This window comes from Campylobacter troglodytis (genome assembly GCF_006864425.1).
In the GTDB taxonomy this organism is placed as follows: domain Bacteria; phylum Campylobacterota; class Campylobacteria; order Campylobacterales; family Campylobacteraceae; genus Campylobacter_D; species Campylobacter_D troglodytis.
The window spans coordinates 1-21,721 of the sequence record NZ_QHLI01000047.1 but is presented as its reverse complement, the minus strand read 5'-3'; the positions used below and the strand labels follow the sequence as shown (position 1 = coordinate 21,721).

The following is a 21,721-nucleotide window of genomic DNA, read 5'->3' as shown; positions in this document are numbered from 1 at the left end:
TGCTAAAATCACATCTTAAAGCAAATTCCTCTAAGATCTCCTCCGTGCTTGTGCCTTCCATAACAGTTAAATCAAAGAGCTTTTTTTGGCAATTAGCGTGTAAGAGAGTAGCAAACATAACAATGACTATTAAATTATTGAATAAAAATTTTATGACTAATCCTTTTTAAGATGAAAATAAAGGCGACTATCTTCTTTTTTAGATAAAACAACAGCTTACTTTTGAGAAAATTCTAAGACTTTTGCTTTATTTATGGCTCAAGATACTCTAATAGGATTTTCTCTTATCAATTTTAACAAATTTTGATAAAGATTTTGTCCTAAATTTTTCGTATTAATTCTGTTTCTTTTAAGTGAAGAACAAAATTTTCTTTTTTTATGCCCCTAAATTTAGCTAATCTAAACTTTGCAAAGCCCTAAAAGTTCTCTATTCCGTTGATATGATTTCGTCCCTTTGCAAACTCGTTTGCATTACCCTATAATGTGCCTTTGCTACTTCTTGCAAAATTACAAGACGCATAGCACGAAGTAAAAACTTTTGCGACCAGCCCCACTCCCACGCTTACCACGCACTATTTTTGCACTAAAATAACTCTCATCAACTTCAATCTTACCACTCATTTTAGAGATTTTTTCGCATTCTTTTGCGATTAAAATGCGAATTTCTTTGAAAATTTTGCACAAACTTTGTTGTGCAATTTGGCGAATTTGAGCGTTTGTTCGCCTCTAAATCAAGGGCTTCTTACAAAGTTACGAGCCGTAAGGCGAAGTAAAAAATAACGCAAAATTTCCCTAAATTATATCTGCGAAATTTGGGAACGGACTTTTGTTTTTCATAGGCGTTAACTTAAAAACCTTTCAATTTGGTTTAAGTTTAATTGAGCCTAAAATTTAGAATTAAATACAAAAAAAGCTTTGCTTAAAATAAGCTAAATTTAAAACTCCATATCTTCGCTTCACTCAAAGATTTTTCTTATACTCTCAGGCAAAAGCTCGTGTTCAAGGGCGTGAATTTTAGCCTCAAAGTCCTCAAAGCTCATATTCTCAGTTTTGTCAAAGGCTTTTTGAGCTATGATTTTACCACTATCTAGCTCACTACTCACCCAGTGAACTGTTATGCCAGCTACTTTCATATCGCTTTGATAGCTTTCTTTTATGGCATTTGCACCCTTAAAAAGTGGCAAGAGCGAGGGGTGTATGTTTATGGCTTTGATATTTTGCGTAAAAATGGGAGTTAGAATGCGCATAAAGCCCACAAGCACGGCTAAATCAGCCTTACTTTTTTGAATTTCACCAACCAAAACAGAGTCAAATTCTTCGCGGCTTACAAAGTTTTTATGCTCTATTATCACGGTTTCAAGCCCAAGTTTTTTAGCCCTCTTTATCCCATAAGCATTGTGTTTATTACAAAGGCAAAGGGCTATTTCAAACTCGTTTTTGCCAAAGCTTTTTTTGTGTAGTTTTTTGATGAGATTTTCTAAATTTGAGCCGTTTCCACTAAAAAGCACAGCGAGTTTCACAAGCATTTAAGCCCCTTTATAAGTTTTAATGCGTCAAAGGAATTTGCGTTGTGCTTATACTTTTTAGCAATGAGAGCGTGGGCTAAAACGGCGTTTTTAGCCGCATTTAAAGGTGTGAATTTAGCACACAAAAGTGCTAATATCATTCCAGCCAGAGCGTCTCCGCTACCTGCCTTTGCAAGTGCGGATGAGCCTTGATTTACTATGAATTTTAACTCATTTTGAGCGATGATGGTATTTGCACCCTTTAAAACAAGCACGGCTTTAAAGTGCTTTGTGAATTTATCTACGAATTCAAAACGGTTTTTTTGAAGTTCTTGCACGGTGATTGTTTCGTTAAATGCGATGTTCCAAAGCCTTGTGAATTCCTTTGGGTGAGGGGTTAGCACCACATCTTGTCTTTGCAAAAAGGGCTTAATTTTTTCGCTTAAAAAACAGTTTGCATCTAAAATCACAGGGATTTTTTCTAAAAAAGGCTCTTCTAAAATGCCTAAATCCTCAAGCCCCATTCCCAAAGCCACAGCTTCCACGCTGCTTTCAATGCTAGCTTTTTGCATTATCAAGGGCGAGAAGGGCTTTTCTTTTAGCAAGGACACAAGCCCTATGCCAAAATTTAGTGCTGCTAGACCTGCCAAAGTCCCAGCACTTGCACTTGCGGCAATTAAGCCGTGCCCAAAATCGCCCTTGTTTGAGTTTTTGCCCCTTTTAATTAAAACTAAATCCTTTTTTTCAAGCAAAAAGCTTGAAAATTCATCTTCTTTAAGCCCTTGCAAAATGCCCTTTAAATTCACAAAGTCTTTTCCTAAATTCACACAATTTTCATTACTTTCTTGTGAATTTTTTAATAAATTCAAGGCATTTTTGTTGTAGCTGTTTGAGTGTAGCCCTAAATTCACGCATTTAATCTTACCCACGCTTTCTTTGGCATAATCTTCAAGCAAAATTTCTTTTATAACGCCCATAGTTGCAGTTATATCAGCCTTAAAGCAAGTTTCAAAGCCAAGCCCTGTGGGGATGTCGCAAGCTATCTTTATGCCTCTTGCTAAATTTACCTCTCTTAAAAGCGTCTTTAAATTCTCGTTTAAGTCTTTATTTAAGCCAGCTCCAAATATACAGTCGATTATGCAGTCAAAGCTTTGAAAATTTGGCTTTTTGTCTAAAAAATTCACATTTAAATTCAAGGCTATTTTTTCTTGCCTTTCAAAAAGTGGGGATTTTTTAAGATTTTTATCTACCACAAAACAAAATGCGTTTTTTAAATGCCTTGCTGCTACAAGCCCGTCTGCGCCGTTGTTTCCACTCCCAAGTAAAATTAAAATCCGCCCCCTCTTAATGCCCTTTTTTCGCAGTGCTTTTTTTGCAATCTTTGCCAAATTTAAACCCGCATTTTCCATTAAAATAAGCTCATCAAGCCCTAAATCAATAGCCCTTTTATCAAGGCTTGAAGCCTTTTTAAATACTGCTTTCATCGTTTTTTTCCTCGTTTAAGTTTTTATTTGAATTCTCGTCTAAAATCTGTGAATTTTCTTGCAAATTTTCGCTTAAATCCTCATCCATTTCAAGCAAATTCTTTCCCCTTTTCACAGCCCTCTTATCAAGCCTTTTGTTCGTCTTTGCTCCAAGTTCCTTAAGCCTTTCTATCTTTGATACAAGCCCCCCGCGTCCTTCAAGCTGAGTTTGCATAGTATCTACATTTTTTAAAAGCGTATTAGTGTTTCTTTTGATAGCATCAAAGCTATCTAAAATCCCAGCAAATTTATCATAAAATTTGCCAAGCTCCTCAAAGGCACGCATTATGTTTTCATCGCTTTGAATGTGCCGCCAGGAGATATTTATGGTGTTTAGTGCCATAAAAAGCGTGTGAGGCGTGGTTAGATAAATCTTTTTTTTGTAGGCTTCTTGATATAAATTTGGCTCAAACTCAAGGGCTAAATCAAGTATGTTTTGATAAGGAATGAAGAGCAAGATAAAATCATAGGTGTTTGCATCAAAGCTAGCATAGGGCTTTTTGGCAAGCTCATCAATGCGAGCTTTTAAATTTTCGCATAGTTCCTTGCATAAAAGCTCCCCCCTTTCCTCAAAGTCAAAATCGCTTGGCAAGGAAAATTTAGCATCAATGATAATGCTTTTTTCCTTGTCTAAATACACCACAGCATCGGGAAAATAGCCCTTGTTTTCGTCTTTGAAATGTTCTTGTAGTTTATACTGCTCTCCAAATTTAAGCCCGCTGTGCTCTAAAACATTTTTAAGCTGCATTTCAGCAAAATTGCCGCGAATTTTTTTATCCCCCTTTAAGATGAGGGCTAATTCCTCTGCCTTTTTGCCTATTTCTTGGCTGAAAGAAAACATATTTTTAATGTTTGTTTGCAAGGCTATTTCGTTACTTGCTAGCTTTTCGCTATACTCTTTAACGCTTTTTTTAACGGGCATAAAAATCTCATCAAGCATCTTTTTGCCCTCTTCATTTAGCATAAGCTTGTTTTGGTCTAAAAAGGCTGAATTTTGCCTTTGTAAATTCAGCTCAAACTCCTTTTTTAGCTCGTTTAAACTCTCTTTGTATCTTTTTTCAAGCCCTGTTAAATTTGCTTGATATTCATTTTTTTGCGAGGCTTTTTGCTCGTTAAATTCAGCCCTCATTTGAGAGATAAAAGCTTCTTTTTCTGAAATTTTACTTTGCAAACTTGCTATCTTCGAGGCATTTTCTAAGAGCTCTTTTGAAATAGAGGCTTCTTTTTGAGCTATCTTATCTTTTAAACCCTCGTTTTGCCTTTTTACACCTCTTAAAGCTAGGCTTAAATAGCTTGTTAAAAGTGTGCTTAACACAAATAAAACTATGAAAATTTCAAGCATTTTTTTCCTTTTACTATATCTTGCAAGGGGAAAACCCCCTTGATCCCCTTTGGCATTATTTTCACACAAAGTTCAAAAAATGCCAAAAGTCGCTGCTGTCTTTTTTATGCTAACTTGCACGAAGTCATAGCCTCCCGGCTTAAAATCCAAAAAGCCAACAGTGCCTTGCAAGTTTTCATCGACTTGAATTTTGCTTTTAAGCGTGAAATCCTTGCTTTTAATTTCCACCTCATCTCCATCTTGCACTTTTGCAATTTGCAAAAACTGCCTTGAGCAAAGCAAATTCTCGCTTTTTAAGGGGCAAAGGACTAAGCCGTCAAAACTGTCAAGCTCTTTTAACTCGCTAAATTCGCCGCCTTGAATTTCTTTGACATTCTCATCGCTACAAGCCAAGGTTAAATTAAAATTTTCGCACAAAAAGCCCATCAAAAAGGCTATGTTTTTAAAGTCCTTATGTCTTAATAAATTCTCATCAAAGATTAAAAATTTCGCCTTTTTGTCTAAAAATTCAAGGATTTCAAGCCCCTCTTCCTCGCCCAAACAAGCCTCAGCACTTAAATATCCCTCATCAAGTGATTTTATAGCGGCTAGATCGCTAGCTTTAAACTTTTTTGTAAGAGTTAGCCTTTCTTTAAAAAGATCAAAGCTAAGCCTTGCTAAAAGCCCTAGCACAAAAGAAACCGAGCCGATTTCGCATTTATAAGGCTTTGCATTAAATTTAACATCCTCTAAACAAGAGATATTTAAATTTTCGCTTTGTTTTAATTTCTCGCACAAATTTTTATGCCTAAGACTTGGCAAATCAAGCAAACACAAGGCATTTGCCCCGCTTTTATAAGGCTTCATTTTGCCCATTAGTAGCCTTTAAAAATATCTTGGTGTCTGCCTATCCTCACAAAATAGATTGTATCAAGAATTATTCTATACACTAGCACTAAATCAGACTTTATATGACAGTCTCTGCACCCCTTATAGTCAAATTGTAGTGCGTGGTCTTTGTATTTTGGATCAAGCGCTTGCCCTGCTATTAGGGTTTTTGTGATTTTATCAAGCTCGATAAATTCACTATCGCCTAAAATGCCTTGTTTCATAGCCTTTTTATAGTCTCGTTTGTAAGAATTCTCAAACCTAACTTTCATTTTCAAGCTCTGCTTTCATTTGCCTATGAAAATTCAAGGCTGTATTTTCGTCAGCTTCGATAATCTCGCCTTGTCCCTCGTTGGACATGCTTTCTTGCAAAGCCTTTATAGTCTCGTCATTTGGTATATACTTGTTTGCTAATGCCTTTTTGATTTCAACTTCCTTTGAAATCCAAACATTACGTCTTTTGTCTAGTGCCTTTATCTTGCTAGATAAAGTAGAGATTTTATTTCTAGCATTCTCTAAATTATTTAATAATCGGCGTTCACTGAAAGTATCGTAATTGATTTTTTTATTAGTCATTGTTTCCCCCTTTTTTTGTTAATCGTTTTTTCTTATGAGCTTGCAAAATATAGCAAAAACAACTCAACTTTGCAAATTACCAACCTTTACAAGCAAAGGAAATAATTACCCCTTTGAATTTGGCTTATTTTACTCAAATTTTATTAAGTTTAAGTTCTTTCTTGCAAAAGGGACGAAGGAGGCTTTCTTGGTGGGAGATGAAGATATAGCTTGTTTGATCTTGTAAGGATAAAAGATAAGAAAGGCATTTCTTGCTAGTTAGAAGATCAAGTGGGGCATTAAACTCATCTAGGATAAGTAGCTTTGGCTTTAAAAGCAAGGAGCGAATTAGTCCTATCCTTTGGGCCTGTCCTGTGCTAAGGGCATTTGATCTTAATTTTGCTAGGCTAAAATCAAGCTCAAAGGTTTCAAATAGGCTTTCAAGTTCTTTTAAATTTGGCTTTAAATTGAAATTCTCATACACAGCCAAACACAGATCAAGCACCCTTTTGTGAGGATTTAAGGCTAGTTTTTGCTCCTGAAAAACATAAGAAAGTTCTTTTCTTAAAGCTCTTTGTTCTTCAAAGTTTAGATTAAGAAGATTTTTTTCATTAAAGAAGATCTCGCCTGAATTTGGCCTTTCAAGCATAGCAAGGATCTTAGCCACAGTGCTTTTCCCGCACCCACTTTCCCCACAAAGTAGCAAATTTTCTCCCCTATCAAGCTCAAAGCTTAGATCCTTAAAGATCAATTTTTCCTCGGTTTTTAAATACAAATGCCTTTTAAATTTATAGCTTTTGCTTAAATTTTTAACCCTTAAAAGCATAATCTTCCCCTAATACAGTCTTACAATAATCAGCTTTTGCAAGCAAGAAAAAATCCTTCGCACTTGTTTTTTTACGATCTTACCCTCTTCAAGTACTATGATCTCATCGCTTAATTCTTTTATAAGATCAAGATCATGTGAGATTAAAACTATGCTTTTTTCTTTTTTTAGCTCCTTAAAGATTGAGATGATGATCTTGGTATTTGTTTGATCCAAAGAGCTTGTAAGCTCATCGCAAAGCAAAATCTTCGCTCCAAGGGCTAGGATCAAGGCAAGTTGCACGCGCATAGCCATTCCAGTGCTAAGCTGATGGGCATAAGAATGCCACATAAGCTCACAGTCAAGCTGCAAATTTTCAAGCCACTTAAAGGACAGTTCTTTTCTTTGCCTTTTGTTAAGGCTTAATCTTTCTTTAAGATGCAGATCAAAAAGCTCGCCCATATTAAACATAGGATGAAAACTAGCCCTTGCATCTTGAAAGATAAAGCCAGCCCTTGTTCTTAGCTCGTTTAAAGAGCTTAAATTCAAGGCATTAAGCCCAGCTACACTTAACTCCTCAGCACTTAAAATAAGATCCTTGTTTAAAAGCCTAATCAAGCTTTTAAGAAGCAAACTCTTGCCAGCCCCACTTCGTCCAAGCACGCCAAGGACGCGGTTTGTTTTTAAATCAAGGCTAATTCCTTGCAAAAGGCTTTTTTCCTTTGTTTTTAAATTCAAGTTTTTAACCCTAAGCAATACTCACCCCCAGTTTATCTTGCAAATTTGAGGCAAGGGATAAAAGGGGCAAGATTAGCATTAGCAAAAAAAGCACAGGCCAAAAAATGAGCCACCAAGCACCTATGAAGATCCCTCTACTTCCATCATCTAAGAGCCTTCCAAGGCTAAACTCATCTAGGCTAAGCCCTAGACCAAAAAAGCTTAAAGTTGCCTCATTTCCTATGGTATGAGCTACTGTTAAAACAAAAAGCACCACTAATAAATTCACACAAGCTGGCAATAAATCCTTGTAAAAAGCCTTGAATTTAGAACTTCCAAGCAAGATGGCACAAAGATAAAAATCGCTCTTCATTAGGGTATTTAACTCGCTATCAAGTAGCTTTGCTATGAAGGCAAAATGAGAAAGGGCTATGACAAGGCAAAGTATGAATAATGATCCCCCAAAAAGGCTTTGAAAAAACATCACCAAAAGCAAGCTAGGAAAGGCAAGCAAGGCATCAAGGCTTCTTATAAAAAAGCTATAAAAAAAGCATCTTGCAAGAAGGACAAAAAGTATGGCCAAAATAACCGTTAAAAAGGCTGAAATAAAGCCAACAAAAAAAGAATTCCTCAATGCATAGGCAATTTGAGTAAAAAGATCTCGTCCAAGCAAATCTGTGCCAAAAAGATGGACTAAGCTTGGGGCTAGTTTGGCTGATTCAAGTGCTGAATTTAAGGGATCATATGGGCTAAAAAAAGGCACAAAAAGGGCAAAACAAAGGCAAAAAACAAGAGGCGCTAATCTAAGCATAGCTCTTCCTTAGATCAAGCAAATTAGCAAGAAGCTCGGTGCAAAAATTCAAAACCACCACCCCAACAAGGCTAAAAATAATGATCGCTAAGCTCACAGGATAGTCCTTAAAAATAATGCTTTCAATCACAAGCTTTCCTATTCCTGCATAGCTAAAAACAGCCTCTACAACATAGGTATTTACCAAAAAGGCTATTGAATTTGCTGCAAAATACACAAGTATGGGAGGCAAGGAGTATTTTAAGATAAGCTTAAAATATAGCCTTTTTTTGCTTAGTCCCCTTGCAAGAGAGGCCTCAACAAAGCCTTGATTTAAGGCTTCAAGCAAGATGGTTCTAAAAATGCGTAAATATGCTCCTAAGTGTGCAAGCACAAGGGCTAGGGTGGGTAGTATGAGGTGTTTTAATCTATTAAATAAATCATCTTCAAGCCCAAGATCTGAGACCTGAGAACTAGGCAAAATCCTTAAATACACGGCAAAAACCAAGATAAGCCCCAAACTAATAGCAAAGCTAGGAGTAGCAAGAAAGCTCATAGAGATGAAATTTAAGGACTTATCTATGAGTGTATCCTTGTAAAAGACGCTAAGAATGGCTAAAAACAAGCTTGTTATGAAAAGCACAAAAAGGGCAAAAAAGCCAAGGATCAAGGTGTTTGGCAAGGCCTTTGCCATTAATTCATTTACGCTTTCGCCTGTGATTAAAGAATGAGAAAGATCCCCTCTTAAAAAATTATTTAGCCAAGAAAGATACTGCTCGTTTAGGGGTTTATTTAAATTTAAATTAGTCTCTATTCTTGATCTTAACTCATAGCTTAGAGCTTGAGGGCTGTTCGCATAAGCAACGCTACCCTTACTAAGATAGATCATAACAAAGCATAAATAACTAAGCATTAAAAGCAAGAAAATAAGCCAAAAAAGCCTTCTTAAAACAAAAACAAACAAAACAGTCCTTAAAAGATTTGAGTGAATTTTATCAAAAAAATAGGCTTTTGCAAAACTTTTTAAAGATACTTTGATAAAAACTTTGTCTGCATAAGTTTGTCATTTTAAGGCTTTTTAAAAATTACAGAAGGCTTGTTGAGGGCTAGAAGCCTTGAATTTTAATGCTTAAGTTAATTGAGGCTAAATTTTATTAAAATTTAAAAAAATTCACGCAATGGCTCAATTAAGTTTAAATGGTTTTTAAGTTAATGCCTCTGAAAAACAAAACCTAGTTTTAGAATTTCTCAGATCTAATTTAGGTGAATTTTTAAAGTATGTTTTACTTCGCCTTGCTCGTAATTTTACAAGAAAGAACAAAGGCACATTACAGAGTAAAACACTATAAAAACGAGTTTGCAAAGTGGCAAAATCTATTAATGAGACTGTGAATTTTTTGCTTCGTACTCTTGCAACTGAGTAGTAGAGGTTTGAAAGGCTTAAACTTGCCAAATTTCGTGGAAAAGAAAATTTTTGTCTTTCATTTTATGAGCATTCCCAAAGAAAAACAAATTGGCGAAATTGACAGAGATATTTTAAAACCTAATTGAGACAAAATTTTAAGACAAAATTATCATCAAAATTTATTGAAAAGCCAAAATCCTATTGAAGTATCTTGGGCTAAAACCTTGCTGACATAAGCTTGTCATTTTAAGGCTTTTTAAAAGGAGGACTTGTTGAGGGCTAAAAGCCTTGAATTTTATACTTAGCACTCAGTTAATTGAGGCCAAATATTATTAAAATTTAAAAAAATTCACGCAATTTGATAATTTAGTGAATTTCCTTTAAACTTAGCCATAAAATCAAATTTAAAACCTCACCTGCTTTGCTACATTGATTAAAGAAAAAAATTCCTTTCTTGTTCTTTCATCCTTTAAAAAAACCCCCCTTAGTGCCGAGGTGGTAGTGGTAGCACCGCCCTTTTGCACCCCTCGCATCTCAACGCACAAATGCCTTGCTTCAATCACCACCCCAACTCCCTTTGCACCGCTAAACTCGCTTATGGCTTCTGCTATTTGCTCTGTTAATTGCTCTTGAATTTGTAGACGTCTTGCAAACATATCCACAAGGCGAGGAATCTTAGAAAGTCCGATTACTTTTTTATCAGGTATGTAAGCACAGTGCACCCTACCAAAAAAAGGCAGCAAATGATGCTCGCAAAGGCTGTAAAATTCAATGTCTCGCACCAAAACCATCTCATTATTTGAGCTATCAAAAAGGGCTTCATTTAATATGTCTTTTGCATTTTGTTTGTAGCCACTTGTTAAAAATTCAAGGCTCTTGCTAACCCTTTGTGGAGTAAGCACCAATCCCTCACGGCCTGGATCCTCTCCTATGGCACTTAGTATATTTTTTATAGCCTCTTCTATCTTAGCTTGCATTTTATCCTCGAATTTTCTCAATAAACTGTGAATTTTAGCACAAATGTAATATTTTTCGCAAACCGTAAAGAAATTTTTGCTATGCTTTTAAGCAAAATTTAGCAACTAAGGACAAAAGTTATGCAAGTTAAAGCTACAAAAATAGACTCTATCAATGCTAGTGCAGCTGTTGAGATACCAAAAACTAGCCTTGATGAGGAGGTAAAAAACCTAGCTCAAAAGGCAAGTAAAAACATCAAAATGGACGGCTTTCGTCCTGGCAAGGTGCCTGTGAGTGCGGTGATTAAAAGATATGAAAAAGAACTTTTACAAGATGCTGAGCAAAATCTTTTAAAAAATGCCATAAGCTTGGCATTGAAAGAATTGCAAAAAGAAAACAAGGAGCTTGTAGCTGAGCCCTATGTTGAAAAATTTGAAAGGATTGAGGGTGGGCTTAGTGCTGATCTTATTTTAAGCTTTAAGCCTGAGGTGAAATTAGAAGGATATGAGGATCTAATCCCCAAATTCACGCCCCCAAAGGCTGAACAAAAAGAAATCGATGAAAAGAAAAAAGAGCTTTTAAAATCAGTAGCCACCGCCCAACGCATAAACACAAAAAGAGCCTTGAAAGAAGGGGACTTTGCAAAATTTGACTTTGAAGGCTTTGTGGATGGGGTGGCTTTTGAGGGCGGAAAGGCTGAGAATTTCACGCTTGAAATAGGCTCTAAACAATTCATACCAGGCTTTGAAGAGGGTATGATAGGTATGAAAGAAGGAGAGGATAAGGACATTAAGGTAAGCTTTCCTGAAAATTATAATGCCAAGAATTTAGCAGGAAAAGAGGCTATATTTAAGCTTAAACTTCACGAAATCAAAGAGCTTAAACTCCCAGAATTAAACAGCGACATACTAAAAAGGCTCTTGCCAAATGAAGAAACTCCCACAGAAAAAATGCTTGAAGAAAAACTAAGCGAGCAAATAGCAAATGACAAGCTTTACAAGCTCATAAATGATGAGTTAAAAGAAAGCCTTGCTGAGGCCTTGATTGATAAGTTTAATTTTGATCTTCCAAAGGGCGTTGTAGAACAAGAAACAGATGTGCAGTTTCGTAACGCCTTTAGCACCTTTACCCAACAAGAACTTGAAGAGCTAAAAAATGATAGCAAGAAGTATAAAGAAAAAAGGGATAGCTATAAAGAAGAAGCAGCAAAGAGCGTGAAATTCACCTTCATAGTGGATGAGTTAGCAAGGCTTCGTGGGCTTAGCGTGAGCGATCAAGAGGTGGTGCAAGCTGTGTATTTTGAAGCTTACCGCTACGGACAAGATCCAAAGGCCTTGCTTGAAAGCTACCGAAAACAAGGCATCTTGCCAGCTGTTAAGATGTCTTTAATCGAAAGTAAGCTTTTTAACGACATCTTTGTTCCAAAAAAGATCCAAAGTGCAGATGCTGATAAAGACTTGGCTACAACAAGCCAAAATACTGAGGGAGATTCTAATCATTCAAAGGCTTAAATTTATATAAAAATTAGGATCTATTTTAAAAAGCTTATTGATTTTAAATCAAATGCCATATTTGTCATTTTGAGTATAGCGAAAAATCCACAAGGTTTATGGAGAAATACCTTGAATTTAATGAATTCTTCGCTTACAGGCTCACTGATGACAAATCAACAGCTTTTTGCAAAAGAATCAAAAAATCAAGCTTAAAAATTTAAGGCTTCTTTTTTAAAAAAGGGTTCTTTTGTAAAAAAGGCTCTTTTATAGAAAAGGTTGATTTTATCTATTTGAGAAGGTGCTTAGTGCTTCAAAGCTTGTTGAGAGGATGCTTGTGTTTTAAAATTTGTCATAGAGGTTTAAATCTTAAAAATTTAAAATTGAAGAGTTTCTTGCTAGGATCTTAGCTAGCTTTTTAGCTCAAACCGTAGCATTTGGATAAAACAAGCTTAGTAAAGCTCAAACTTAAATGCTAAAATCAATGCTTTTTTAAAAAAGCAAAGTTAAAAACTTTAAATTCACAAAAAGGACAGAACAATGTATATACCTTATGTTATAGAAAAGACAAGCAGAGGGGAGAGAAGCTATGATATTTATTCAAGGCTTTTAAAGGATCGTATAGTAATGCTTAGCGGAGAAATTCACGACGAGCTTGCTGCTAGCATAGTGGCTCAGTTTTTATTCTTAGAGGCTGAGGATCCTGACAAGGATATTTATCTTTATATAAACTCCCCAGGCGGTGTCATCACAAGTGGCTTTAGCATTTATGATACTATGAGTTACATAAAGCCAAGCGTTTGTACAATTTGCATAGGACAGGCTGCTTCTATGGGGGCTTTTTTGTTGAGTTGTGGGGAAAAGGGTAAGCGCTTTGCTTTGCCAAATTCACGCATAATGATACATCAGCCCCTAGGAGGAGCAAGAGGACAAGCAACAGACATAGAAATCCAGGCAAAAGAGATCCTAAGAATGAAAGAAAGCCTAAATGAAATTCTAGCCAAAAACACAGGACAAAAACTTGCCAAGATCGCAAAGGATACAGACAGAGACTTTTTTATGAGTGCAACTGAGGCAAAAGATTACGGCATAATAGACAAGGTGCTTGAAAAAAGCTTCAAATAATTCTCTTTGAATATTTTAACCTTGTGCTTTTGCTAAGCTTGCTAGTGCTTGTGAATTTTAGCTTTTTTGTGAATTTTTAAAGCCCTAAGGCTTAGCTTTGATGAAAATTGTTTATGTGGGGCTTGAATTTTATCACAGTCTTTCATAAATGGCATTTTATCTAAAATCAAACGGTTTTTGCCTCATAGCCTTGAATTTTTTCATTTCAAATTTGAGCTTAATTTTGCTTGAATTTTTTTAAAATTCAAGCCTAAATTTACTTTTTGGAACTTTTTATGAGTGTAAATTAAAAATTAGGCTCAATTAAACTTAACAAGATTTTTTCTTATCAATTTTAATAAATTTTGATGAGAGAAAATCCCACTAAGTTTAATTTAGGCGCAACAAGCTTAAAGGGCAAGATTTTAAACCTCCTACCAAAAAGAGAAAAGCTTTTAAAGCCACTCTTTTTATATGCTTTAAAATGATCTTAGGTCAAATTAAAGCATATAAATTCAAAAATACATTAAGAATGCTTATGAGGCATCTTATGAGGGCTTTTTCCACCAAGATGCTTTATATCTCCATTTTCAAAGACCTTGTAGGCTTGTCCGAAGCCTTTGACAAAGCTTCCTTCTTTGTATTTAAGCTCTATTAAATGAAAATCAAGCATAGTTCTTATGGTTTTAATGCCCCCACTTCCTCCTGTTTGCTTTTCAAATTCATCATAGATCTTATCAAATTCAGCCCCTCTTTCTATGAATTTAGCCTCAGCTCTAAAACGCAATCTCTTCCTTAAAATCACACTTGCAGCCTTGCTTTCATCCTCTAAGAAAAGCACTTCTATGTTGTTTGGATTATGCTTTATACTTGCAAAATGATCGCTAATCTCGCTTATGTATATATAATCTGCCTTTGATCCTTTAATCAAGGGTGCATAAGAGCATAAAACCTCGCCCTTTGAGCTTAAAGTGCCAAGACAAACAGAGCCAAAGGAGGACTTAAATTCTTGTAGCTCCTTTTTGACAGCCTCATAATCAAGGCTCTTTTTAACGCTCATACAAAGTTCTATAATGGCATCTTTGAGCGTATCCTCGTTAGCCTTTTTTGGAAATTCTATACGCAAACTTTGTTGATCATTATAAAGTATGTCCATACCCTCATAATCAACGCCCTTTAACTCAACTGTCTTTACCTCATTAACAGAGCCAAATTTTTTGGTTAGATCTATGAGATTTTCCTTATGATGCTCATTCATATGAGTAATAATGCTTTCAAAGCTCATCTTTGCTCCTTTTTGTTTATGAAATGATAACTTGCTTTGCTTGAATTTTATCTTAAAAATTCAAGTATTTTGAAATTTTTGAGAACAATTAAAAATATAAGTATTGTTTAAAGAAATAAAAGATAAAATTTGTATTTTTGTAGTGTTGAATTTTATCAAGCTTGTTTTTGCAGTTCTTATGAAATTTAGGCCCTATGTGAATTTTTACTAACATTTTTTGCGAATTCAAAGCATTTTTTTGCAAATTCAAAATAGGCTCTTAGTTTCTTGCCTTATGGGGATTTTAGCAAGGAAAAAGCTTAATATCACAAAAATTCACAGTTTTGCTTGAATTTTTTAGGCTTTTTTGACGCAAAAGGCTTAGAATGAAAGCTCAATGTTTTTTTAAAAAAAGCATAAAAGCCTATTTGATAAAATCAGCACTCTTAAAACACCTTGCAGATTATAAATTATTTAAGGAATCAAATGCTTTCTAAGATAGTTTTAAGTTCTTTGTTGATAGGCTTTGCTTATGTATTAATCATTTTTTTAGCCCTTATTTTAGGGGATGAAACCTTGTCCTTAAAGCAACTTTATTTGGCATTTTTTACAGATGATGAGCTTTTAAAAACCATAGTTTTTGATCTAAGAATGCCTAGACCCATAATGGCTATTTTAATAGGAATGCTCCTTGCAAGCTCTGGTGTCATAACTCAAACAGTATTTGCAAACCCCATAGCAGATCCTTATATCATAGGCATAGCCTCAGCTGCCACCTTTGGGGCTGTTTGTGCTTATATGCTTAAAATTCCTGATTATTATTTTGGCTTTTTTGGCTTTGTTTTTTGTTGTTTTTTTACCCTACTTATCTTTAAATTCTCAAAAAGATCAGGCATAGCAACGCTTTTGATAATAGGCATAGCCATATCTTCTTTTTTGGGTGCTTTTACCTCCTTTTTTATTTATTATATAGGAGAGGATAGCTTTAAGGTGATGGCTTGGCTTATGGGATATTTAGGACTTGCTTCTTGGGATAAGGTTTTGATCTTGCTAGTTCCTTTAATTCTTTGTTTGGGGTATTTTTATGTGCATAAAAATGAGCTAAATATCATCTTAAGTGGGGATGAGGAGGCTAAGAATTTAGGAGTAGATGCACCTAAGCTTAAAAGAAATCTCTTAATAGTATCATCATTAGCAGTAGCCTTTGGAGTGGCTTTTAGTGGGCTTATAGGCTTTGTGGGGCTAATAGTGCCTCATATCATTAGGCTTATGATAAAAAACTATGACAATGCCCTTGTTTTGCCACTTTGCACCCTACTTGGTGGGCTTTTTTTGCTAGCTTGTGATCTCTTAGCTAGGATAAGCCTTGCACCCATTGAAATTCCCATTGGCATTATCACTGCTTTGTTTGGAGCGCCTGTGTTTTTGTTTTTAGCACTTAGAGCAAGGAGCTTTTTGTGAGTATAGAGCTTAAAGATCTTAGCTTTTCTTATGGCAAAAAGTCCTTGCTTGAAGGGCTTAGTTTTACTGTTAAGGAAGGTGAATTTATAGGCATCTTAGGACCAAATGGCTCAGGCAAAAGCACACTTGTTAAAAATATGCTTTCTATCTTGCCCTTTAAGGTAGGGCAAATTTCTTTTTTTGGCAAGGATCTTAAAGCCTATGATCTAAAAGAACTATCAAGGCTTATAGGCTTTGTGCCACAAAAATCCGCCCTCTCCTTGCCCTTGCTTGTCAAGGATGTGCTTTTAATGGGAAGGTATGCTGGGCTTAAAAATGCCTTTTCAAGCTATACGAAAGAAGATATAAGGGAGCTTGAGCTTATAAGCAAGGAACTTTACATAGAGGAGTTTCTAGAACGAAGTGTTTTAAGTCTAAGTGGGGGTGAATTTCAAAGGGTGCTTTTAGCAAGAGCCTTGCTTAAAAAGCCTAAAATTTTACTCCTAGATGAGCCAACCTCAGCCTTGGATATGAACTATGCCATCGAGCTTTTAAGCCTTTGTGAAAGCCTACTTAAAAAGCAAAAGCTGACAGTTGTAGCCATACTTCATGATCTAAATTTGGCTTCTATGTTTTGTGAGAGGATCTTATTTTTAAAAGAGGGAAAGCTGCTTTATGAGGGCTGTGTTAATGAGCTTTTCACAAAGGAGATCCTAAAAGAAATTTATGATCTTAACTGCGAGATCATCAAAAAAGATGAAAGAATCTTCATCATACCCATAAAGGAGAAAAAATGAAAAAAATTCTTAGCCTACTCTTTGTAGCACTTAGTCTTTGTATAGCTAAGCACCGTTTGGTTGTACTTGATCCTGCTAGTGTGGAGATCATTTATATGTTAAAGGCGCAAGATAGCATCAAAGCCATTGCCACCTTGCAAAAAAGTAGCATTTACCCTGAGGAAAAAACAAGCAAATTACCCTCAGTTGGTAGTTTTTCTCATCCTTCCATAGAAAAAATTCTATCCTTTAAGCCTAGCTTAGTAATTCTAAGCTCTTATTCCATAGGGCTTGAGGATAGGCTTAAAGAACTTGGCATAAATACCTTATATCTTAGTGCTGATAGGCTTGAAGATATGTATAAAAACATCACTCACTTAGCTTTAATCCTAGATAAGCAAAAAGAAGGACAAGAGCTAATAGCAAAGGTTAAGGCTGATTTAAACGAGCTTAAAAAAAATCCACTTAAGAAAAGAGGGATCTTTTTATTTTCAAGTAATCCCCTAATGGCCTTTTCTCAAAACTCAATGATAGCTGACATCTTAGAGCTTATAGGGGTTAAAAACCTAACTCCCACAAGCAAGATCAAAAGACCCATAATCACAAACGAATACATACTAAGACAAGATCCAAACCTCATCATCATAGGCATACAAGCTCAAAGCGTAGATGATTTAATCGCGCAAAATCCAGCCCTAAAAGCCACAAAGGCATTTAAGGAAAATAAGATCTTTTTTTATGAAAATGTGCATAGACTTCTTCGCATAAGCCCCACCCTACCTCAAAACATCAAGGCCTTTAAGGAGTATTTAGAAGGACACAGTTAAATTTAAAAGCCTTTGAATTTAAGGGCTTTTTTGTAAAACTGTTAAGAATTCAAAAGCCCAGCTTTTTAAATAGGGCCTTGAATTTTTAAAAGCTCACAATAATAAACTGTGAATTTAAAAAGAACACGCATCTTTTTTAAAGCCTCAAATTTACAAAGCTTGCAAGAAAAACTCTCTTAGAAACACAAATTTTAATAAAGGGTTTTGATCTTACAAAGTCAAATTGGCTCAATTAAACTTAAAGCAAAGTGTTTTTAAGCTAGGTCCTATGAAAAACAAAGATCCGTTTCCTAATTTCGCAGATCTAATTTGGGAAAATTTTGAACTATGTTTTTGCTTCGCCTTTTAGGCCACTCACTTTGCAAGAAGCTTTGATTTATAGGCAAAAAACGCTTTTGTCAAATTCGTCATCAAAGTTTGTGTAAGATTTTCAAAGAAATTCGCATTTTAACCCTTAAAGAATGTGAGAAGCTTTCTAAAATGAGTAGCGAGATTGAAGTTAATGAGAGTTACTTTTGTCTTAGCAAAAAAGGATAATGCCTTGTTATTAAAAAAGGCATTTGAATTTAAAAGTAGATTCTTGCTTTGGGCGATTTTAAGGTATAAGCTAGGTAGCAATAAGATTGCAAGGCGCAGAATTTTACAAGCAGCCATCTTTAATCTCACAAACAAAAACGACAAAGAATTAGAAACTGAAAGTGAAAAATTCAACACCTGCCTTGATATATTTAAGGTTTTGAATTTGCTTGATGAAACAAAACAAAGTTATTTGGAGTATTTTGAAAAGCTTGAAAAAATAAAGGTGAAAATAAATAAAGAACAAACAATAAGTTATTTTATCAAAGAAGAAGCAAATGCCTATAAAAATAGCATTTTGCCAAAATATAAAACAAACCCCAACTACTCAATCTACCGCTCTTTGTATATAAACCCCAATGAGCTTAAATCCTTAAAAGAGCTTTTAAGCTTTTATACTGAGTATTTAGACGAATTAGTTCCAAGGGCTAAATTTGAAGCTAGAATAGACTTTGAGTATTTTATCTCAGAAAATTCAAGATCTCATAATGATAAAAATATAAACTCAAAACACCGCTTCAAGCCTCACAATATCTACTTCATAGATAACACAAATTACAATGAAATAAAAAAGGCCTTGCAAGCTCGTTTCAATCAAAGCATTTCAAACAGTGAAAATGTATATAAGAGCAGTGATTTAAATGGTTCTAACTATGCCTCCTCTAATGAAAGCGCAAAATTCAAGCAAAACATCTTAATCATCATCGCCCAAAAATTAAAAGAGCAAATTCAACTAACAAAGCCAAAGAATTCTTATCTGTATCTAGTAACTGTAAAGGGAAATGAAATAGATGCTTCTTTTTGTAATGAGATCTTCTTGGATAACACAGAAGAAAATGATGAGAGTGAGTTGTTTATGCTGAATTTAGAAGCAAAGGAGCCTAAGATCTCGTCCTTGCATTCTAATAATGAAATAGACCTAGACAAGGATGCTCAGAGACAGTTTAGCAAGGAGCAAGATAAATTTAAATACAATATAGACGAAAAAAATCATTTTTGCATAAGGCAAAATGATGAGCTTATAGTAAAATTAGCAAATTACTGTTTTTATATAAGACAGGATCATAATTTTACCTAAGACAAAATAAAGGCATAAATATTTAAGTAAGTGCAGCACCAACCAAGCACATAAATTAAGCGAGTTTTTGCTAAAATTCTTTTTATAAAATTTGAAGATGAGAAAGGCCAAGATATCAACTAAGCCAAACACAGCCTACACCATAATGCCAAACAAAGCCTACACCCTGCAAAGCACCTTAAAGCCACACAAAATTTACAGTTGCTTTGGAATAAAAATAAGGGTTAAAAAAGAAGTGGATACTTTCAGTAATGAGGGAAATAATAATGGCAAGTTTGAAATTCACATAAATAGTATAAATTTAGTGGGCAAGTTTGAAATTCAAGTTTGAAATTCACCTAAGTGGTATAATTTTAAAAGAAATTGAAAAAGAAAGCAAGGGAAAAATCACAAAAGATACACCCATTTTTTGCTATAATCAACACTCACAAGAAACAAGCATAGCAAAATTAGAAGATAGCGCTATGACCATCAAAACAAATTTAAGCAAAGATCTTATAAATCAAGCCAAAGAAAATTTAATCAAGCCTTGCTTTTTGAATTTATCCTTTATTCCCTTGATAAATAAGAACGAGGCAAACAACAAAGCCTCACAAAAAATTCAACTCACAAATGATGATATAAATAGAGGATATATTACTGTTGAATTTAAAGTGCTTTTGAGGTTTTTAGGAGAGTGGGAGGGGATAGGACATAGCAAAGACGGTAAAAATCAAGGCGAATATAATCAAGCGTTTCAAATAGTAGATGACAATGGCTGTGGATTACCAAATATACCATACAAAATTTCCACAGAGTGCGGCATAGAATATGAAGGAATCACAGATAATAATGGCTACACACAAAGAATCTATACTCAAAATGCACAAAATTTAAATATTGAGATTTTAGGATAGGAAATAAAATGAACAATACCATAACACAAGCAAGAACAACTACTAATAAAGATAGTGTGGTGAAGATAGCATTATATTATTATGTGGATAAGATTGGAAACAACGGTTGGTTAGACTTTTTGTATGAAAATGTACGAGTATCATTGCCACAACATACAAAATTGCAAATATTAAAAGAGGAAGGTGCTTACACATTATTTAAAGTAATGAATGGCAATGCACAAATATTAATCAATGGAAAAAATATATTTCTAAAAGGAAAAGCAGTGCGATTGTCAACAAAAAATATTGATAAATTAACTACAAAGAAACCATATATTGCTAACGGAGCAAGTTTGATATTAACATACAGCAACAATTTTCAATCAAAGGCAAATCTTATATTTAATAACAAAAATATTGAAGTTATTTTTGATAAACCCATACAAACAACAAATATCATATATAAAATATTTGCTCCAGATTTTCCGCACCATTATTCCAACCACTATGCAGAACAAACTAAATATTATGGAGTTTGGTTTGCCATAGAATACGGCGATAATTCACGCTATATTCATACAGGTAGAGTCTCTGATGGCTGTGTTACAGTGCCACCACAACATTGGGAAGCGTTAGAAGCGTTATATGAATATCTTATATCAAATCAACTAAGTCAAAACGACAAATATGTAGGAACAATTCAAATTATAAAGGAATAATATGAGGTTGTTTATTTTAGTGCTATCTATTTGCTTATACTTAAGTGCAAATGATTCGCTTACTTCTCGCATAAAGACATGTGCTCACAAGAAAGATTATAATGCAAAATATGATAATTGCGAGATTGAATATGTGCCAGAATTTGTGATGAAAAATGGCGATTTGGCATTTCAAAAGAACTATCAATCGTGTTATTCTATGCAAAACTCAAAAGCTAAGATACACACCTTTTGGATATATAATCCCACTCCAAAAAGAACACATATTTATCCTACAATGAAGCCTATATTAAGCTTTGGCGACACAAATGCTGATTTTTTCATACTCCACATAGACAACGACAAAAAACCACGCATAAGTCCAAAATGTGCTTATTTCACATATAGCAACAAGCAAGACAAATCTATAAGTAGCATACTTGGTGCAAAAGTGAGCAAAACACACAAAAAATTTCTTTACTTCATAGACGCACTTGACGATGAGGAACTTGCAACTTTGCAAAATTACACTATAAGCATTATTTTTGAAGCAGAGGGACAAGGATTTTTTAAAGCTGATTGGTTTTTTGGCGATTAAAGCAAAGATACTAACTAAGCACATAAAACAACTTAGTTTTTGCCAAAATTCTTTTTATAAAATTTGAAGGTGTGAGGAGCTAAGATGTCAACTAAGCCAAACACAGCCTACACCATAATGCCAAGCAACAAGCCTACACCCTACAAACTACCTTAAAACCAAACAAAATTTACAGTTGCTGTGGCATAAAAATAAGAGTGAAAGAAGAAGTAGACACATTTAGCAATGAAGGAAACTTTGAAATTCACATAAGTGGTATAAATTTAAAAGATTTAGAAAAAGAGAGCAAGTGTATAAATTTAAAGGAAAAAAGAAAGCAAAGGCAAGATCACAAGGCTCAAGACAACTTAACAGGATTTTCTCTTAGCAACTTTAATAAATTTGGCTCAAGATACTTTAAATATGATTTTTTCTTATCAATTTCAGCAAATTTTGATGAGAATTTTGTCCTAAATTTTTCATCTTAATTTTGTTTCTTTTAAGTGAAGGACAAAATTTTCTTTATTAGCCTTTAAATTTGGCTAAT

Annotated in this window: 23 protein-coding genes and 2 pseudogenes; 12 read left to right on the top strand and 13 right to left on the bottom strand. The window is 34.6% G+C overall.

Translation table 11 applies throughout. The features are described 5' to 3' along the window. Positions 1 to 546 precede the first annotated feature (546 nt). From DMC01_RS16690 to folE, 12 genes and pseudogenes are all read right to left on the bottom strand, one after another. Positions 547 to 687: pseudogene (locus DMC01_RS16690) on the bottom strand (IS1595 family transposase); the annotation flags it as partial. A 269-nt stretch (positions 688 to 956) separates the two neighbouring features. Then, positions 957 to 1,526 (bottom strand): phosphoribosylglycinamide formyltransferase, encoded by a 570-nt coding sequence (purN, locus tag DMC01_RS09480; protein WP_142693990.1) that lies wholly within the window; start codon positions 1,524 to 1,526, stop codon positions 957 to 959. Further along, positions 1,517 to 2,989, bottom strand: a complete 1,473-nt coding sequence (locus DMC01_RS16195) for an NAD(P)H-hydrate dehydratase (RefSeq protein WP_142693989.1) — start codon at positions 2,987 to 2,989, stop codon at positions 1,517 to 1,519. Before DMC01_RS16195 ends, purN begins: the two co-directional genes overlap by 10 nt. Then, the gene (rmuC, locus tag DMC01_RS09470; protein WP_142693988.1) at positions 2,973 to 4,370 is read right to left on the bottom strand and encodes a DNA recombination protein RmuC; all 1,398 of its coding nucleotides are present in this window, start codon (positions 4,368 to 4,370) and stop codon (positions 2,973 to 2,975) included. The genes DMC01_RS16195 and rmuC overlap by 17 nt, the downstream gene beginning before the upstream one ends. Before the next feature lie 72 nt (positions 4,371 to 4,442). Then, a complete protein-coding gene (locus DMC01_RS09465; RefSeq protein ID WP_142693991.1) occupies positions 4,443 to 5,216 on the bottom strand; it encodes a hypothetical protein in 774 nt (257 codons plus the stop codon). 8 nt (positions 5,217 to 5,224) lie between these two features. After that, positions 5,225 to 5,509, bottom strand: coding sequence for a type II toxin-antitoxin system YafQ family toxin (locus DMC01_RS09460; RefSeq protein ID WP_142693987.1), 285 nt, complete (start codon positions 5,507 to 5,509; stop codon positions 5,225 to 5,227). Beyond that, the gene (locus tag DMC01_RS09455; protein WP_142693986.1) at positions 5,499 to 5,813 is read right to left on the bottom strand and encodes a hypothetical protein; all 315 of its coding nucleotides are present in this window, start codon (positions 5,811 to 5,813) and stop codon (positions 5,499 to 5,501) included. Before DMC01_RS09455 ends, DMC01_RS09460 begins: the two co-directional genes overlap by 11 nt. 133 nt (positions 5,814 to 5,946) lie before the next feature. Further along, positions 5,947 to 6,618 (bottom strand): ATP-binding cassette domain-containing protein, encoded by a 672-nt coding sequence (locus tag DMC01_RS09450; RefSeq protein ID WP_142693985.1) that lies wholly within the window; start codon positions 6,616 to 6,618, stop codon positions 5,947 to 5,949. A 9-nt stretch (positions 6,619 to 6,627) separates the two neighbouring features. After that, a complete protein-coding gene (locus DMC01_RS09445; RefSeq protein ID WP_142693984.1) occupies positions 6,628 to 7,353 on the bottom strand; it encodes an ATP-binding cassette domain-containing protein in 726 nt (241 codons plus the stop codon). After that, the gene (locus DMC01_RS09440) at positions 7,346 to 8,125 is read right to left on the bottom strand and encodes an ABC transporter permease (RefSeq protein WP_142693983.1); all 780 of its coding nucleotides are present in this window, start codon (positions 8,123 to 8,125) and stop codon (positions 7,346 to 7,348) included. The genes DMC01_RS09445 and DMC01_RS09440 overlap by 8 nt, the downstream gene beginning before the upstream one ends. Beyond that, a complete protein-coding gene (locus tag DMC01_RS09435) occupies positions 8,118 to 9,068 on the bottom strand; it encodes an ABC transporter permease (RefSeq protein WP_142693982.1) in 951 nt (316 codons plus the stop codon). The genes DMC01_RS09440 and DMC01_RS09435 overlap by 8 nt, the downstream gene beginning before the upstream one ends. Before the next feature lie 845 nt (positions 9,069 to 9,913). Beyond that, on the bottom strand, positions 9,914 to 10,486 hold the full coding sequence (folE, locus tag DMC01_RS09430; protein WP_142693981.1) for a GTP cyclohydrolase I FolE: 573 nt from the start codon (positions 10,484 to 10,486) through the stop codon (positions 9,914 to 9,916). 120 nt (positions 10,487 to 10,606) lie between these two features. Between folE and tig the strand changes: the two genes are divergently transcribed. After that, positions 10,607 to 11,977: a trigger factor gene (tig, locus tag DMC01_RS09425; RefSeq protein WP_142693980.1), complete on the top strand. Its 1,371-nt coding sequence runs from the start codon at positions 10,607 to 10,609 to the stop codon at positions 11,975 to 11,977. Positions 11,978 to 12,496: 519 nt separating this feature from the next. Then, complete coding sequence (gene clpP, locus DMC01_RS09420) at positions 12,497 to 13,081, top strand: ATP-dependent Clp endopeptidase proteolytic subunit ClpP (RefSeq protein ID WP_142693979.1); 585 nt, start codon at positions 12,497 to 12,499, stop codon at positions 13,079 to 13,081. A 505-nt stretch (positions 13,082 to 13,586) separates the two neighbouring features. Here clpP and DMC01_RS09415 read toward each other — a convergent pair. Beyond that, positions 13,587 to 14,345: a HugZ family heme oxygenase gene (locus DMC01_RS09415; RefSeq protein WP_142693978.1), complete on the bottom strand. Its 759-nt coding sequence runs from the start codon at positions 14,343 to 14,345 to the stop codon at positions 13,587 to 13,589. 465 nt (positions 14,346 to 14,810) lie between these two features. Between DMC01_RS09415 and DMC01_RS09410 the strand changes: the two genes are divergently transcribed. The 10 genes and pseudogenes from DMC01_RS09410 (at position 14,811) to DMC01_RS09370 (ending at position 21,662) form a co-directional block, all read left to right on the top strand. Beyond that, positions 14,811 to 15,785 carry a FecCD family ABC transporter permease gene (locus DMC01_RS09410; protein WP_142693977.1) on the top strand — a complete coding sequence of 325 codons (975 nt, stop codon included), beginning with the start codon at positions 14,811 to 14,813 and terminating at the stop codon, positions 15,783 to 15,785. After that, positions 15,782 to 16,561, top strand: a complete 780-nt coding sequence (locus tag DMC01_RS09405; RefSeq protein WP_142693976.1) for an ABC transporter ATP-binding protein — start codon at positions 15,782 to 15,784, stop codon at positions 16,559 to 16,561. Before DMC01_RS09410 ends, DMC01_RS09405 begins: the two co-directional genes overlap by 4 nt. Continuing rightward, positions 16,558 to 17,367, top strand: coding sequence for an ABC transporter substrate-binding protein (locus DMC01_RS09400; protein ID WP_142693975.1), 810 nt, complete (start codon positions 16,558 to 16,560; stop codon positions 17,365 to 17,367). Before DMC01_RS09405 ends, DMC01_RS09400 begins: the two co-directional genes overlap by 4 nt. A gap of 414 nt (positions 17,368 to 17,781) precedes the next feature. Further along, positions 17,782 to 17,883 (top strand): annotated as a pseudogene (locus DMC01_RS15245) (IS1595 family transposase); the annotation flags it as partial. Continuing rightward, the gene (locus DMC01_RS09395; RefSeq protein WP_142693974.1) at positions 17,870 to 19,021 is read left to right on the top strand and encodes a hypothetical protein; all 1,152 of its coding nucleotides are present in this window, start codon (positions 17,870 to 17,872) and stop codon (positions 19,019 to 19,021) included. The pseudogene DMC01_RS15245 and the gene DMC01_RS09395, both read left to right, overlap by 14 nt. A 97-nt stretch (positions 19,022 to 19,118) precedes the next feature. Continuing rightward, positions 19,119 to 19,352, top strand: a complete 234-nt coding sequence (locus DMC01_RS09390) for a hypothetical protein (protein ID WP_142693973.1) — start codon at positions 19,119 to 19,121, stop codon at positions 19,350 to 19,352. Beyond that, positions 19,336 to 19,917: a hypothetical protein gene (locus DMC01_RS09385; RefSeq protein WP_142693972.1), complete on the top strand. Its 582-nt coding sequence runs from the start codon at positions 19,336 to 19,338 to the stop codon at positions 19,915 to 19,917. The genes DMC01_RS09390 and DMC01_RS09385 overlap by 17 nt, the downstream gene beginning before the upstream one ends. A gap of 8 nt (positions 19,918 to 19,925) precedes the next feature. Further along, positions 19,926 to 20,618, top strand: a complete 693-nt coding sequence (locus DMC01_RS09380; RefSeq protein WP_142693971.1) for a L,D-transpeptidase — start codon at positions 19,926 to 19,928, stop codon at positions 20,616 to 20,618. Between the two features lies 1 nt (position 20,619). After that, positions 20,620 to 21,195, top strand: coding sequence for a hypothetical protein (locus tag DMC01_RS09375; RefSeq protein WP_142693970.1), 576 nt, complete (start codon positions 20,620 to 20,622; stop codon positions 21,193 to 21,195). A 197-nt stretch (positions 21,196 to 21,392) separates the two neighbouring features. Further along, positions 21,393 to 21,662, top strand: a complete 270-nt coding sequence (locus DMC01_RS09370; protein WP_142693969.1) for a hypothetical protein — start codon at positions 21,393 to 21,395, stop codon at positions 21,660 to 21,662. The last annotated feature ends 59 nt before the right edge of the window (positions 21,663 to 21,721 follow it).

Coding starts and splice junctions, on each gene's coding strand:
- purN (WP_142693990.1), bottom strand. CDS start 1,526: ATGCTTGTGAAACTCGCTGTGCTTTTTAGTGGAAACGGCTCAAATTTA.
- DMC01_RS16195 (WP_142693989.1), bottom strand. CDS start 2,989: ATGAAAGCAGTATTTAAAAAGGCTTCAAGCCTTGATAAAAGGGCTATT.
- rmuC (WP_142693988.1), bottom strand. CDS start 4,370: ATGCTTGAAATTTTCATAGTTTTATTTGTGTTAAGCACACTTTTAACA.
- DMC01_RS09465 (WP_142693991.1), bottom strand. CDS start 5,216: ATGAAGCCTTATAAAAGCGGGGCAAATGCCTTGTGTTTGCTTGATTTG.
- DMC01_RS09460 (WP_142693987.1), bottom strand. CDS start 5,509: ATGAAAGTTAGGTTTGAGAATTCTTACAAACGAGACTATAAAAAGGCT.
- DMC01_RS09455 (WP_142693986.1), bottom strand. CDS start 5,813: ATGACTAATAAAAAAATCAATTACGATACTTTCAGTGAACGCCGATTA.
- DMC01_RS09450 (WP_142693985.1), bottom strand. CDS start 6,618: ATGCTTTTAAGGGTTAAAAATTTAAGCAAAAGCTATAAATTTAAAAGG.
- DMC01_RS09440 (WP_142693983.1), bottom strand. CDS start 8,125: ATGCTTAGATTAGCGCCTCTTGTTTTTTGCCTTTGTTTTGCCCTTTTT.
- folE (WP_142693981.1), bottom strand. CDS start 10,486: ATGCAAGCTAAGATAGAAGAGGCTATAAAAAATATACTAAGTGCCATA.
- tig (WP_142693980.1), top strand. CDS start 10,607: ATGCAAGTTAAAGCTACAAAAATAGACTCTATCAATGCTAGTGCAGCT.
- clpP (WP_142693979.1), top strand. CDS start 12,497: ATGTATATACCTTATGTTATAGAAAAGACAAGCAGAGGGGAGAGAAGC.
- DMC01_RS09415 (WP_142693978.1), bottom strand. CDS start 14,345: ATGAGCTTTGAAAGCATTATTACTCATATGAATGAGCATCATAAGGAA.
- DMC01_RS09410 (WP_142693977.1), top strand. CDS start 14,811: ATGCTTTCTAAGATAGTTTTAAGTTCTTTGTTGATAGGCTTTGCTTAT.
- DMC01_RS09400 (WP_142693975.1), top strand. CDS start 16,558: ATGAAAAAAATTCTTAGCCTACTCTTTGTAGCACTTAGTCTTTGTATA.
- DMC01_RS09395 (WP_142693974.1), top strand. CDS start 17,870: ATGAGAGTTACTTTTGTCTTAGCAAAAAAGGATAATGCCTTGTTATTA.
- DMC01_RS09390 (WP_142693973.1), top strand. CDS start 19,119: ATGAGAAAGGCCAAGATATCAACTAAGCCAAACACAGCCTACACCATA.
- DMC01_RS09380 (WP_142693971.1), top strand. CDS start 19,926: ATGAACAATACCATAACACAAGCAAGAACAACTACTAATAAAGATAGT.
- DMC01_RS09375 (WP_142693970.1), top strand. CDS start 20,620: ATGAGGTTGTTTATTTTAGTGCTATCTATTTGCTTATACTTAAGTGCA.